The 14,533-nt window shown below is 62.4% G+C and carries 11 protein-coding genes; 10 read left to right on the top strand and 1 reads right to left on the bottom strand.

Going from position 1 to position 14,533, the window contains the following annotated elements:
* Window positions 1-104: 104 nt before the first annotated feature.
* Both INQ47_RS14875 and INQ47_RS14870 read left to right on the top strand, forming a co-directional pair.
* A complete protein-coding gene (locus INQ47_RS14875; protein WP_252460333.1) occupies window positions 105-1,499 on the top strand; it encodes an MFS transporter in 1,395 nt (464 codons plus the stop codon).
* A gap of 9 nt (window positions 1,500-1,508) precedes the next feature.
* Complete coding sequence (locus INQ47_RS14870; protein ID WP_003255446.1) at window positions 1,509-2,054, top strand: single-stranded DNA-binding protein; 546 nt, start codon at window positions 1,509-1,511, stop codon at window positions 2,052-2,054.
* 90 nt (window positions 2,055-2,144) lie between these two features.
* Here INQ47_RS14870 and INQ47_RS14865 read toward each other — a convergent pair whose 3' ends face one another.
* Window positions 2,145-3,527 carry a PLP-dependent aminotransferase family protein gene (locus tag INQ47_RS14865; protein WP_176684328.1) on the bottom strand — a complete coding sequence of 461 codons (1,383 nt, stop codon included), beginning with the start codon at window positions 3,525-3,527 and terminating at the stop codon, window positions 2,145-2,147.
* Between the two features lie 201 nt (window positions 3,528-3,728).
* Here INQ47_RS14865 and INQ47_RS14860 point away from each other — a divergent pair, with 201 nt between their 5' ends.
* The 8 genes from INQ47_RS14860 (at window position 3,729) to selB (ending at window position 14,533) form a co-directional block, all read left to right on the top strand.
* A complete protein-coding gene (locus tag INQ47_RS14860; RefSeq protein WP_021783899.1) occupies window positions 3,729-4,514 on the top strand; it encodes a TSUP family transporter in 786 nt (261 codons plus the stop codon).
* A gap of 21 nt (window positions 4,515-4,535) precedes the next feature.
* Window positions 4,536-5,297, top strand: coding sequence for an SDR family NAD(P)-dependent oxidoreductase (locus INQ47_RS14855; protein ID WP_021783900.1), 762 nt, complete (start codon window positions 4,536-4,538; stop codon window positions 5,295-5,297).
* A gap of 147 nt (window positions 5,298-5,444) precedes the next feature.
* A complete protein-coding gene (gene fdnG / locus INQ47_RS14850; RefSeq protein ID WP_392521023.1) occupies window positions 5,445-8,513 on the top strand; it encodes a formate dehydrogenase-N subunit alpha in 3,069 nt (1,022 codons plus the stop codon).
* Complete coding sequence (gene fdxH, locus INQ47_RS14845; protein WP_021783903.1) at window positions 8,513-9,463, top strand: formate dehydrogenase subunit beta; 951 nt, start codon at window positions 8,513-8,515, stop codon at window positions 9,461-9,463. The genes fdnG and fdxH overlap by 1 nt, the downstream gene beginning before the upstream one ends.
* Window positions 9,460-10,116 carry a formate dehydrogenase subunit gamma gene (locus INQ47_RS14840; protein WP_404702005.1) on the top strand — a complete coding sequence of 219 codons (657 nt, stop codon included), beginning with the start codon at window positions 9,460-9,462 and terminating at the stop codon, window positions 10,114-10,116. Before fdxH ends, INQ47_RS14840 begins: the two co-directional genes overlap by 4 nt.
* Window positions 10,117-10,120: 4 nt before the next feature.
* Complete coding sequence (gene fdhE / locus INQ47_RS14835) at window positions 10,121-11,047, top strand: formate dehydrogenase accessory protein FdhE (RefSeq protein WP_404702004.1); 927 nt, start codon at window positions 10,121-10,123, stop codon at window positions 11,045-11,047.
* Between the two features lie 139 nt (window positions 11,048-11,186).
* Complete coding sequence (gene selA, locus INQ47_RS14830) at window positions 11,187-12,614, top strand: L-seryl-tRNA(Sec) selenium transferase (protein ID WP_252460338.1); 1,428 nt, start codon at window positions 11,187-11,189, stop codon at window positions 12,612-12,614.
* Window positions 12,611-14,533: a selenocysteine-specific translation elongation factor gene (gene selB / locus INQ47_RS14825; RefSeq protein WP_404702003.1), complete on the top strand. Its 1,923-nt coding sequence runs from the start codon at window positions 12,611-12,613 to the stop codon at window positions 14,531-14,533. Before selA ends, selB begins: the two co-directional genes overlap by 4 nt.

The following is a 14,533-nucleotide window of genomic DNA, read 5'->3' as shown; positions in this document are numbered from 1 at the left end:
CAAGGAAGTATACGGCGCCCTGCCAGTACGCGGCAAAGCGTCGCGTAGATGCCGTCAAGCTGTCGGACTGATAGAATCGCCGCCGGTTCACACGAGGTTAATCCATGCACGACACCCACAACGAGCGCATGAGTGGCGGCGAAACCCGCGCCGCTGGCGGCCTTGCCCTGGTCTTTGCCTTTCGTATGCTGGGCATGTTCATGGTCTTGCCGGTACTGGCCACCTACGGCATGGACCTGGCTGGCGCCACGCCTGCGCTGATCGGCCTGGCCATTGGTGCCTATGGTCTTACACAGGCGGTATTTCAGATCCCGTTCGGGATGATTTCTGACCGCATCGGTCGCCGGCCGGTGATTTATCTGGGGTTGGTGATCTTTGCCCTTGGTAGCGTGTTGGCGGCCCAGGCCGACTCTATCTGGGGCGTGATTGCCGGGCGCATCCTGCAGGGCGCCGGGGCAATTTCTGCTGCGGTCATGGCGCTGCTGTCCGACCTCACCCGCGAACAACACCGGACCAAGGCCATGGCCATGATCGGCATGAGCATCGGCCTGTCGTTCGCTGTCGCCATGGTCGTTGGTCCACTGCTGACAAGTGCCTTTGGTTTGTCAGGTTTGTTCCTGGTCACGGCTGGGCTTGCCCTGGTAGGCATCCTGTTGATCGCCTTTGTCGTGCCCAATACCCACAGCATCCTGCAGCACCGCGAGTCGGGTGTGGCGCGCCAGGCCATCGGCCCGACCCTGCGCCATCCGGACCTTCTGCGCCTGGATGTAAGCATTTTCATCCTGCATGCCATCCTTATGGCCAGCTTCGTTGCGCTGCCGCTGGCGTTCGTCGAGCGTGGCGGCCTGCCCAAGGAGCAGCACTGGTGGGTGTACCTGACCGCGCTGTTCATCTCATTTTTTGCAATGGTCCCGTTCATCATCTACGGCGAAAAAAAGCGCAAGATGAAACGTGTGTTGGCCGGCGCGGTCAGTGTCCTGCTGCTGACAGAGATATACTTCTGGGAGTGGGCTGACGGTTTGCGCGGACTGGTGATTGGCACCGTGGTATTCTTTACCGCATTCAACCTGCTGGAGGCTTCGCTGCCTTCTCTGGTGAGCAAGGTGTCGCCTGCCGGTGGCAAGGGGACGGCAATGGGGGTGTATTCCACGAGCCAGTTCCTCGGTGCAGCGTTAGGCGGGATTCTTGGTGGCTGGCTGTTCCAGCACGGTGGGCTGGACACGGTGTTCCTCGGTAGCGCGGCGCTGTGTGCTATCTGGCTGATCGTTGCCTTGCGCATGAACGAGCCGCCATATGTGACCAGCCTGCGCATGCCCCTGACGCCTGAGGCGGTCCGGGAAGCCGGCCTGACCGAGCGCCTGATGGCCGTGCCGGGTGTGACCGACGCTGTGGTGGTGGCAGAAGAAGCCGCCATCTATATCAAACTGGATACGAAAATTTTGGACCGTGCGACCCTGGAGCAACTGGTGAATCCAGCCTCTTCGGCGTGCGAAGCCTAGGAGAACGTTATGGCCCGTGGGGTTAACAAAGTCATTCTGGTCGGTACCTGTGGCCAGGATCCCGAAGTCCGCTACCTGCCCAACGGTAACGCCGTGACCAACCTGAGCCTGGCCACCAGTGAGCAGTGGACTGACAAGCAGTCGGGCCAGAAGGTCGAGCGTACTGAGTGGCACCGTGTGTCGCTGTTCGGCAAGGTTGCCGAAATCGCTGGCGAATACCTGCGCAAGGGTTCGCAGTGCTACATCGAAGGCAAGCTGCAGACCCGCGAGTGGGAAAAAGACGGCATCAAGCGTTACACCACCGAGATCATCGTCGACATCAACGGCACCATGCAGCTGCTCGGCGGTCGTCCGCAGGGCCAGCAGCAGGGCGGTGACCCGTACAACCAGGGTGGCGGCAATTACGGTGGCGGCCAGCAGCAGCAATACAACCAGGCACCGCCACGCCAGCAGGCCCAGCGCCCGCAACAGGCCCCTCAGCGCCCAGCGCCGCAACAGCCTGCGCCGCAACCGGCTGCTGATTTCGACAGCTTCGATGACGATATTCCGTTCTGATCAGAGCGGTAAGGCGTTCAGCAAGACCAGAAACCCGGGGCAGTTGCCCCGGGTTTTTTTATGGGCCGCACCGCGTATCTGACATCGCTTTCAATAAAACAACCGCGGCTCAGGCGAATCCAGCAGGCTTGCCAGCTTGGTCAGGGCAAAGGCCAGTTCCTGGCGGCTGGGTGCCATCAGGGCGATGCGCACACCGCTGGTGGCGTGGCTGCGTTCTGGCAGAAACTGGCTGCCGCTGACCACCGTTACGCCGTTGTCACGCGCCAGGTTGGCAAACTCGTCGCTGGTCCACGGTTCTGGCAGCTCCAGCCAGATATGGAAGCTATGGGGCTGAATGCGGATCTTGTATTGGCCAAGAATCTCCCTGGCCATGTGCTGGCGCGCGGCCGCCTCTTCCTGCTGCATACGCACCAACTGGTCGGCCTTGCCGCTGTTGATCAGGTTACTGGCCAGTTGCGCCATCAATGGCGATGGCATCCACACGCTGCTGCGTACCATCGATGATAACCGTGACAGGGTTTGCGGCGGGGCGTACAGGTAGCCGATGCGCAGCGCCGGCAGCACGCTTTTGGACAGGCTGGTGAGGTATACCGAGCGCTCTGGCGCATACGCTGCAAGCGGCTTGTAGTCTGGGCTGGGCTCGAGAAAACCGTAGATATCGTCATCCACGATGAACAGGTCGAACTCACGGGCGATCTCGGCAATAGCCTGACGCCTTGCAGGGGGCATGATCGAGTTGGTCGGGTTTTGGTGCGTGGTGACGCACACCAGCAGGGAAGGGCGGTGTTCCAGGCAGGCCGCGCGTAATGCTTCCGGGATGAGCCCGTGTTCGTCCACGGCGACGCCGCGCAGGCGTCGGCCCATGCTGTGGGCCAGGGATATGATGCCCGGGTAGCAGAGCGACTCGCACAGCACCACATCGTCACTCTTCGACAGGCTGCTGATGGCCACCAGCAGCCCATGCTGGGCGCCAGCGGTCAGTACTACCTGTTGCCAGCGCGCATCAGGCAGCCAGCGCTGTAGCCAGGTCGCACCGGCTTGTTTGTGGGACGTGTGGCCACCCTCTGTCACATAGTCGAGTACCTGCCCCAAGTCCGAGGAGGCGGCCAGTTCGCTGATAGCCGTGCCTAGCCATTCGCTCATGTGAGCGTCGTTGGGTTTGATGATCGAGAGATCAATCTGGCTGCTCTCTCCGGCCACAGGGGCGGGCACCGACGGGGCGGTTAATGGCTGTCGCAATTGCCTGACAAATGTGCCTCGGCCTACCTCGCCCGCCACCAAGCCGCGCTTGGCTGCTTCGTCGTAGGCCCTGCCAACAGTGCCGGGGGTTACGTTCAGCGCCTCGGCGAGGTCCTTGAGTGTGGGTAAGCGATCGCCTTCTGCAAGCCGACCACTTTCGATGTCCTGTTCAAGGGCATCAGCGATCATCAGGTAAACCGGCTGTGTTTGATGGCTGTATTGAGGGACCCACATGGAGATGGCACCAGACGCTGCAAGAGCGCGAAAGCCTAGCATGAAAGCTCTGATGCAGGTAATGATAGTAATTGGTTGGATTGAGTTGGTTTTATTTTAGATTGAATCGATTCAATTTTTGAAATTACAATCATCGCACCGATCAGGCCAGCCGCACTCGGGCTGTGCCTGGCTTAAACGCTCCACTGGATGGACATTGCTATGGAAATTTTGGGTTCTTACTGGGCGGAGCACTGGTTGCTGGCCATCCTCATGCTTGGCGCGATCGCCTTTGTTGCAGGTTTCGTCGACAGCATTGCCGGTGGTGGTGGTTTGTTCCTGGTACCGGGCTTTCTGTTGGTTGGCATGCCGCCGCAGGTGGCACTGGGTCAGGAAAAACTGGTCAGTACCCTCGGCACACTGGCGGCTATACGAAACTTCCTGGCCAACAGCAAGATGGTCTGGCAGGTAGCGTTGGTCGGGGTGCCGTTTTCGCTGCTAGGCGCCTATCTGGGGGCTCACCTGATCGTATCGATCTCGCAGGAAACTGTGGGCAAGATCATCCTGGCACTGATCCCGCTCGGTATTCTCATTTTCCTTACTCCCAAGGACCGCCCGGTCGAGGAGCGCGAACTGTCATCGCGCATGCTGTTCACCGTGGTCCCGCTGACCTGCCTGGCCATCGGCTTCTATGACGGCTTCTTCGGCCCCGGCACCGGCAGCATGTTCATCATCGCTTTCCATTACCTGTTGCGCATGGACCTGGTCTCCAGTTCGGCCAACTCCAAAACCTTCAACTTCGCTTCCAACATCGGCGCGTTGGTCGCCTTCGTCAGCGCAGGCAAGGTCGTTTACCTGCTGGCATTGCCACTTGTGGCCTGCAACATCCTCGGTAACCACCTGGGCAGTTCCCTGGCCTTGCGTAAAGGTAACGACGTGGTGCGCAAGGTGTTGGTGTTCTCGATGCTCTGCCTGTTCACCAGCCTGGGCGTGAAGTACCTGACCTGACCCATTGATAGGAGATAACGAATGAAAACCGCATTTGTAACCGGTGCTTCCTCAGGCTTTGGCCGCGCCATCTGCTGCACCCTGATCGGCAAAGGCTACCGCGTGGTCGGTGGGGCCAGGCGCATGGACAAACTGAAAGCACTGGAGGCTGAACTGGGCGCCAATTTCATTCCGCTGGCGCTGGATGTCACTGATTCAGTATCGCTCGAGAAGGCGGTCGAGCAGATGCGTGAGGCGTCGCTGCAGATCGATCTGCTGGTCAACAACGCGGGGCTGGCGCTGGGCGTGGACCGTGCCCAAGCCAGCAGTGCCGCAAACTGGCAGCAGATGATCGACACCAACATCACCGGCCTGGCCATGGTCACCCACAAGATTCTGCCGCAGATGGTGGAAGCCGATAGCGGCATGATCATCAACATCGGCTCGATCGCCGGCACTTACCCCTATCCCGGCGGTAACGTGTATGGCGCCAGCAAGGCGTTCGTCCGCCAGTTCAGCCTCAACCTGCGTGCCGACCTGGCCGGCACCCGCGTGCGGGTGAGCAACATCGAGCCGGGGCTGTGCTCAGGCACTGACTTCTCGATGGTGCGCCTGAATGGCGACGTAGACGCCGTGCAGGCCCTGTATCGGGATGTTGAGGCCCTCCTGCCGGAGGACATTGCAGCAACAGTAGCCTGGGTTGCCGAGCAGCCGGCGCATGTAAACATCAACACCATCGAGATCATGCCTGTGGCGCAGAGCAGTGCGGCGCTGAATGTGGTGCGCAACCTGCCACGTACCTGATCGGTGCTGTACCACTGACTCAGGTCATCGCACCTTCTGGATTCTTGACTAGTCTTATCCTTTGGCGGCTATCAATTGGCCGCCACCGTGACTACCAAGAGGCGCCGGCAATGTTCCGTGCGTCCACCACCTGATCAGGAGTGCACGATGGACCTGAACCGTCGGCAGTTCTTCAAGGTCGCCGCCGTCGGCCTTGGAGGCTCGAGCCTTGCAGCGTTGGGCATGGCCCCGACGCCGGCATTCGCCGAGCAGGTGCGTCACTTCAAGCTGGCGCATACCAAAGAAACCCGTAACACCTGCCCCTACTGTTCGGTCGGCTGCGGCCTGATCATGTACAGCCAGGGTGATGCGGGAAAAAACGTAAAACAGAACATCATTCATATCGAAGGGGACGCCGACCACCCGGTCAACCGCGGCACCCTCTGCCCGAAAGGCGCCGGCCTGCTGGACTTTATCCACAGCTCGAGCCGCCTGCAGTACCCCGAGGTTCGCAAGCCGGGCAGCAAAGAATGGGTGCGGGTCAGCTGGGACGAGGCGCTCGACCGCGTCGCCGACCTGATGAAGCAGGACCGCGATGCCAACTTCATCGAAAAGAACGCCCAAGGACAAACAGTCAACCGCTGGCTCTCCACCGGTTTTCTTGCCGCTTCCGCCGCTTCCAGCGAGGCTGGCTACCTGACCCACAAGGTCATCCGCGCAACAGGCATGCTGGGGTTCGATAACCAGGCACGTGTCTGACATGGCCCGACGGTGGCAAGTCTTGCCCCGACGTACGGCCGTGGCGCCATGACCAACCACTGGTCCGATATCGCCAACGCGAATCTGGTCCTGGTGATGGGTGGCAACGCAGCAGAAGCGCACCCGTGCGGCTTCAAGTGGGTGACCGAGGCCAAGGCGCACAACAAGGCGCGGCTGATTGTGGTCGACCCGCGGTTTACCCGTACCGCTTCGGTGGCGGATTACTATGCACCGATCCGTACTGGTACCGACATCGCCTTCATGGGCGGGCTGATCAACTATCTGCTTAGCACAGACAAGATCCAGCACGAGTACGTGCGCAACTACACTGACGTGTCGTTCATCGTCAAAGAGAACTACGGCTTCGAGGACGGGCTGTTCAGCGGCTACGACGAGGCCAAGCGTGTGTACGCCGACAAGTCCGGCTGGGGTTACGAGCTGGGCGAGGACGGCTATGCCAAGGTCGACCCGACACTGCAGCACCCTCGCTGTGTGTTCCAGCTGATGAAGCAGCATTACAGCCGCTATACCCCGGAACTGGCGAGCATGACCTGTGGCATGCCGCAGGACGCCATGATGAAGGTCTGGGAAGAGATCGCCTCCTGCTCGGTACCGGGCAAGACCATGACGATCCTCTATGCGCTCGGCTGGACGCAGCATTCGATCGGCGCGCAGATCATTCGTAGCGCGGCCATGGTTCAGTTGCTGCTGGGCAACGTCGGCATGCCGGGGGGCGGGGTCAACGCGTTGCGTGGACACTCCAACATCCAGGGCCTGACCGACCTCGGCCTGTTGTCCAACTTGCTGCCGGGTTACCTGACCTTGCCCGGCGATGCCGAGCAGGATTACGCCGCCTACATCGACAAGCGCGCCTCCAAGCCACTGCGCCCGGGCCAGCTGTCGTACTGGCAGAACTACGGCAAGTTCCACGTCAGCCTGATGAAAGCCTGGTACGGGGCCAACGCCACGGTAGAAAACAACTGGGGCTACGAGTGGCTACCCAAGCTCGACGTGCCGGGCTACGACGTGCTGCGCATGTTCGAGATGATGGACCAGGGCAAGGTCAACGGCTATATGTGCCAAGGTTTCAATCCGATTGCAGCGCTGCCGGACAAGAACCGTGTCACCGCGGCGCTGAGTAAGCTCAAGTGGCTGGTGGTCATGGACCCGCTAGCTACCGAGACATCGGAGTTCTGGCGCAATGCCGGGCCGTTCAACGACGTCGACACGGCCAATATCCAGACCGAAGTGATCCGCTTGCCCACTACCTGCTTCGCCGAGGAAGACGGGTCGCTGGTCAACAGCAGCCGCTGGCTGCAATGGCACTGGAAGGGCGCAGACGGCCCGGGCGAGACCCGTACCGACGTGCACATCATGAGCGAGTTGTTCCTGCGCCTGCGCCAACGCTACCAGGCCGAGGGCGGCACCTACCCCGACCCGATAATGAACATCAGTTGGCCGTACAAGGTACCTGAGGAGCCATCCCCGGAGGAGTTGGCCAAGGAGATGAACGGCTGGGCGGTGGCCGATGTCACCGACCCGACTGGCGCGGTGATCAAGGCGGGCCAGCAACTGGCGGGCTTCGGCCAGCTCAAGGACGATGGCAGCACCGCGTCTGGCTGCTGGATCTTCGCCGGCTGCTGGACCGAACAGGGCAACCAGATGGCTCGCCGCGACAACAGCGACCCGTATGGCATGCACCAGGTACAGAACTGGGCCTGGGCCTGGCCGGCCAACCGCCGCATCCTCTACAACCGTGCCTCCAGCGACCCGCAAGGCAAGCCTTGGGACCCGGAGAAAAAGCGCCTGGTGTGGTGGAGCGGCAAGGCGTGGACCGGCACCGACGTACCGGACTTCAAGGTCGACTCGCCGCCCGAGGCTGGGATGAATCCGTTCATCATGAACCCTGAAGGCGTGGCGCGTTTCTTTGCCATCGACAAGATGGCCGAAGGCCCGTTCCCCGAGCACTATGAGCCATTCGAAACACCGATCGGCATCAACCCGCTGCACCCGCAGAACAAGAAGGCCACCAGCAACCCGGCCGGGCGCATCTTCGATTCCGTGTGGGACACCCTCGGCACGCACGACGAGTTCCCCTATGCGGCGACCACCTACCGGCTGACCGAGCACTTCCACTTCTGGAGCAAGCATTGCCGGCTCAACGCCATTGCCCAGCCCGAGCAGTTCGTCGAGATCGGCGAGGTGCTGGCCAACGAGAAAGGCATCAAGGCCGGCGACCGGGTACGGGTATCGAGCAAGCGTGGGCATATCGATGCGGTGGCGGTGGTGACCAAGCGGATTCGCCCGCTGCAGGTCAACAATCAGACCGTGCACCAGATCGGCATCCCGCTGCACTGGGGCTTCACCGGCGTTACCCGGCATGGCTACCTGACCAATACCTTGGTGCCGTTCCTCGGTGATGGCAACACGCAGACGCCAGAGTCCAAGTCGTTCCTCGTCAAAGTGGAGAAACTCTGATGGCCAGCCAAGACATCATCGCCCGCTCGGCCACCACTACCGTCCCGCCCTCGGTGCGTCAACAGCAGGAAGTCGCCAAGCTGATTGACACTACCAAGTGCATCGGTTGCAAGGCCTGCCAGGTGGCGTGCTCGGAGTGGAATGAACTGCGTGACGAGGTTGGCCACAACCACGGCACCTACGACAACCCCCAGGACCTCACTGCCGAGACCTGGACCCTGATGCGCTTTACCGAGCATGAGCGCGACGACGGTAACCTGGAGTGGCTGATCCGCAAGGATGGTTGCATGCACTGTGCCGACCCAGGTTGCCTGAAGGCCTGCCCAAGCCCTGGTGCGATCATCAAACACGCCAACGGTATCGTCGACTTCAACCAGGACCACTGCATCGGCTGCGGCTACTGCATCACCGGCTGCCCGTTCAACATCCCGCGCATCTCGCAGAAAGACCACAAGGCGTACAAGTGCACCCTGTGTTCCGATCGCGTGAGCGTGGGGCTGGAGCCGGCGTGCGTGAAAACCTGCCCGACCGGTGCGATCGTGTTCGGCAGCAAGGACGAGATGAAAGTGCATGCGGCCGAGCGCATCGTCGATCTGAAGTCGCGGGGCTACGACAACGCCGGGTTGTACGACCCGGACGGCGTCGGTGGCACCCACGTGATGTACGTGCTGCACCATGCCGACACGCCGAAGCTGTATGCCGGCCTGCCGGACCAGCCAGTGATCAGCCCGTTGGTGGGGTTGTGGAAGGGCTTCACCAAGCCGCTGGCGCTGCTGGCCATGGGCGCTGCGGTGCTGGCGGGGTTCTTCCACTATGTGCGGATCGGCCCTCAGCGTGTCGAGGAGGATGAGCACCCGACACCGCCGGACGAAAGCGTGCATCAAGTGGACCCGTCGGTCCATGTCTATGATCCGAAGCAGCCCGGTGGGCAAGGGGAGCAGCGGCCATGAACGACAACAAACCCATCCTGCGCTACAACGCCAACGAGCGTAGCAACCACTGGGTGGTGGCGATCCTGTTCATCCTGGCTGGGCTGTCGGGGCTTGCGCTGTTCCATCCGGCGCTATTCTGGCTCAGCAACCTGTTCGGCGGCGGGCCGTGGACGCGCATTCTGCATCCCTTCATCGGGGTAGCGATGTTCGTGTTCTTCCTCGGCCTGGTATTGCGCTTCTGGCGGGCCAACTTCATCACCGCCAACGACCGCCTGTGGCTGCGCCGGGTGGACCGGGTAATGCGCAACGAGGAGGAGGGTGTGCCGCCGGTCGGCAAGTACAATGCCGGGCAGAAGCTGCTGTTCTGGACCCTGCTGGTGTGCATGCTGGTGCTGCTGGTCAGTGGTGTGGTGATCTGGCGGGCATACTTCAGCCATTGGTTTGGCATCGATGCCATTCGTTTGTCTGCGCTGTTGCATGCGCTGGCGGCCTTCGTGCTGATTCTCGGCATCATCGTGCACATCTACGCCGGCATCTGGATCAAGGGCTCGATCAGCGCCATGCTGCATGGCTGGGTCAGCCGCGCCTGGGCACGCAAGCATCATGAGTTGTGGTACCGCGAAGTGACCGGCGAAAAGACGCCGGGTGATCACGGACGAAAAAAAGGATGAGCGCTTGAGCATCATACTTGAACCCGGGCAGATCGAAGCGTCGGCGGTCACGCCGCCATTTCTGCACCTGCCTGCTGGCAATCTGTTTGAACTGCGCGCCGCGCGCCTGGAGCATCTGGCTGAAGGCAACGCGCTTGCCGACTACCTGGCGCTGATCGCGCGTTTATGCCGCATCCAGCAGCAGCTTGTGGATAACCCACCCGGCGGCATGCCGGTGGCCGAGGAACGTCAGCGCCTGTGCATGGATCATGGTTTGCCGCCGCTGGCGGCTGACAGCCTGGTGCGTGAAGGGCCGTGGCTGGTCTGGTTGCAGGCACTGCTTGAGCAGCTCAAGGGCGAAAGCAGTGGCCCGCTGGGTGAGGCGCTGCGGCTGCTACGAGGCAGTGATGACCATCAGCGCAAGGGCTGGGGCATTGCTTTGTTGGCAGGCCAGTACGATGGTGTGCCCGCAGCACTGGTGCCGTTCCTCGGGGCCGCGTTGCAGGCGGCCTGGTCCAGCTGGTTGCTGTCGCTGCCCGCACACCAGCTCAAGCCAGCCGGCAGCCTGGCCCAATGCCCGGCTTGCGGTTCGCCGGCGATGGCCGGGGTGGTGCGCAACCGTGGAAAGCACAACGGCTTGCGTTACCTAGCCTGTTCGTTGTGTGCCTGTGAGTGGCATGTGGTGCGGGTCAAGTGTGTGTACTGCGAGTCGAGCAAGGACTTGCGTTACACCAGCCTTGAGGATGATCGCCATGCACCAGGCAAAGCGCCGCTGCGCGCCGAGTGCTGCCCTGGTTGCGACAGCTATCTGAAGCAGAACTACCTGGAGAACGATGCGGCGGCCGAGCCGCTGGCCGACGACCTGGCCAGCTTGGCCTTGGATATACGCCTGGACGGGGAGGGTTTCCATCGCCTGGCGCCCAACCTGATGCTCGCCCCGGGTAGCGGGTGAGGGTCTACACTGAAACACCGACTTGCCTTCGTACCTACAGGTAATTGCGCCAACCTTCAGGATGACGCTGTACTTGTAGGAGCGGGTTCACCCGCGAATGGGCCAGTACAGACAACGGATCAGTCCAAGGTAGTACCGCATGTCCAACAGCCTAGCCAGCGACACCCCACGCCTGCCGTCCATCGATACCCTCCTGCGCCACCCGGCTTGCCTCCCGCTGATCGACCGCCACGGTCGCGAAGCCGTCCTGACCACCCTGCGCCAGTTGCTCGACGACCTGCGCGAGCCCGCCCGTAATGGCGAACTCGGCAGCGCCGAGCTGGCCCCGGAAATCCTCCTTGGCCGCAGCGGCGAACGCCTCGCCCTCCAGCAACGCAGCCAGGTTCGCCGCGTGTTCAATCTCACCGGGACCGTGCTGCACACCAACCTGGGTCGCGCCTTGCTACCGGAAGAAGCCATCGAGGCCATGCAGACTGCGGCTCGTTACCCGCTCAACCTGGAATTCGACCTGGCCACCGGCAAACGTGGCGACCGTGATGACCTGATCGAAGGCTTGATCCGCGAGCTGACCGGCGCCGAAGCCGTCACCGTGGTCAACAACAATGCCGCCGCCGTGCTGCTAGCGCTCAACAGCTTGGGCGCGCGCAAGGAAGGCATCATCTCTCGCGGCGAGCTAATCGAGATCGGTGGCGCCTTCCGGATTCCCGACATCATGGCCCGTGCCGGCGTCAAGCTGCATGAGGTCGGCACCACCAACCGTACTCACGCCCGCGACTACGAGGCCGCCATCGGCCCGCGCACTGGCCTGCTGATGCGGGTGCATTGCAGCAATTACAGCATCCAGGGCTTCACCACCCAGGTGCCTACTGCCGAGCTGGCACGTATCGCCCACCAACATCAACTGCCACTGCTTGAAGACCTGGGCAGCGGTAGCCTGCTCGACCTTACCCGCTGGGGCCTGCCCGCCGAACCCACGGTACGCCAGGCCCTGGCCGATGGTGCCGATATCGTCACCTTCAGTGGCGACAAACTGCTGGGTGGTCCGCAGGCCGGGATCATCGTCGGCCATAAGGACTTGATCACCAGGATCAAGAAAAATCCGCTCAAGCGTGCGCTGCGCGTCGACAAGATCACCCTTGCTGCACTCGAAGCGGTGCTGGCGCTGTACCGCAACCCCGATCGCCTGGCCGAGCGCCTGCCCAGCCTGCGCCTGCTGACCCGCAGCCAGGCCGAGATTCAGGCCCAGGCCGAGCGCCTGGCGCCTGAACTCAAGGCGCGCCTCGGTGAGCAATGGGCAATCAGCGTAGAGCCTGCGTTGGGCATGATCGGCAGCGGCAGCCAGCCGGTTGCGCGCTTGCCCAGTGCCGCGCTGTGCCTGCGCCCGCAAGTGTCGAAGAAGCTGCGCGGGCGCAGCCTGCATGTGCTGGAGCGAACCCTGCGCGACCTGCCGGTGCCGGTGCTGGGCCGGATTGACGACGATGCCCTGTGGCTGGACCTGCGCCAACTGGATGACGAAGCCCAGTGGTTGGCCCAGTTGCCAGCCCTGCAACTGGGGCCAGTGCAGTGATCGTTGGAACCGCAGGCCACATCGACCACGGCAAGACCGCACTGCTACAGGCGCTAACCGGCCAAGCCGGCGACCAGCGGCAGGAGGAGCGTTCCCGTGGCATGACCATCGACCTTGGTTACCGCTATGCGGCGCTGAGCGAAGGCGCGCCGCTGACCGGATTCATCGATGTGCCGGGCCACGAGCGTTTTATCCACAACATGCTGGCCGGCGCCCATGGTATCGACCTGGTGCTGTTGGTAGTGGCTGCCGACGACGGGGTCATGCCGCAGACCCGTGAGCACCTGGCGATCATTGAGCTGCTGGGCATTCCCCAAGCCTTGGTGGCGATCAGCAAATGCGACCGGGTCGAGCCGTCGCGCCTGGCCGAGGTGCAGATGCAAGTCAGTGAACTGCTGGCGCCTGGGCCGTATGCCGGTGCGCGGCAGTTTCCGCTGTCGAGCATCAGCGGAGAGGGCGTGAAAGCGTTGCGCCAGGCCCTGCTGGAGGCCGAAGCAGGTACGCGGCAACGCAGTGTGCACGGTGGCTTTCGCCTGGCCGTCGACCGTGCCTTTGCGGTTACCGGCGCGGGTGTGGTGGTCACCGGCACGGCACTGGCAGGGCGGGTCAGTGCGGGTGATACGTTGCTGCTGGGCAAGGCTGGCAAAGTGGTGCGCGTGCGTGGCTTGCATGCTCAGAACCAGGCCGCGTTGGTGGCAGAAGCAGGCCAACGGGTGGCGCTGAACATCGCTGCCGAACGCCTGGCCGTGGAGCAGGTGCGCCGGGGCGACTGGCTGGTGCCCGAATGGTTGCATGCGCCCAGTGTTCGGGTGGATATCGAGCTGAACCTGTTACCTGACGAGACGCGTACTTTCGAACATTTCAGCGCCGTGCATGTGCACCTTGGCACCCAGGATGTCACGGCCCGGGTCGCCTTGCTCGAAGGCGAAAGCCTGGCCGCCGGCCAACGCATGTTTGCCCAGTTGTTGCTCAACGCGCCGTTGCAGGCCGTGCACGGCGACCGCCTGGTGCTGCGCGATCAGCGCGCCCAGCGCACATTGGGCGGCGGCAAGGTGCTCGACCCGTTCGCACCAAGCCGCCAACGCCGCAGCGATGCCCGTCTGCAGCAGTTGCAGGTGCTGCGCGATGCAGCGGATCTGGAGCAGGCATTGCCAGCACTGCTCGGCAGTGCACCGGGCGGCATTAGCCCGCAGCGGCTCGAGCGGCAGTTCAACCGCCTGCGGGAAACCTGGCAGTTACCGGACAATGTGCGGGTGGTGGCCACCCGGCAGGGCCAACTGCTGTTCGCCAACGCTCAATGGCAGGCGCTCAAGCAGCAGGTCCTGGAGCAGCTGGCACGCTTTCACGAGCAAGAGCCCGACCAGCTTGGCCCTGACCGTGATCGCTTGCGGCGCTTTGTAGCCTTGCCTCTGGAACGGCCGGCATTCGTCAGTTTGCTGGATGAACTGCTCGACGACAGCGCCATCGCCAGCAGCGGGCCATGGCTGCATCTGCCCGATCACAAGGTACAGTTGAGCGAAGCCGACAGTGCATTGTGGGCACGTCTACAGCCGAAGTTGATCGCAGGGCAATTTGACCCACCCTGGGTCAGGACGCTGGCGAGTGAGGAGAATCGTGCCGAAGCCGATGTGCGCCTGTTACTGCGCAAGTTGGCGCGGCTGGGCCTGGTGCATCAGGTAGTGCGCGACCTGTTCTACCCAGAGGCGACGCTACAGCGCATGGCAGCGTTGATGTTGGGGCAGGCCAGCGAAACGACGATAGTGCAGGTTTCCGCGTTTCGCGATATGTTGGGCATCGGTCGCAAGCGCAGTGTGCAGATTCTGGAATACTTCGACCGCATCGGCCTGACCCGGAGGGTGGCCGACCAGCGTCACATCCGCGCCGACAGCGCCCTGGCTCAACAGCAGGCCAGGCACTGA

This window comes from Pseudomonas sp. 3HC3 (assembly GCF_044904505.1).
GTDB classification, from domain to species: domain Bacteria; phylum Pseudomonadota; class Gammaproteobacteria; order Pseudomonadales; family Pseudomonadaceae; genus Aquipseudomonas; species Aquipseudomonas putida_Y.
This window is presented reverse-complemented; position numbering and strand designations above follow the sequence as displayed.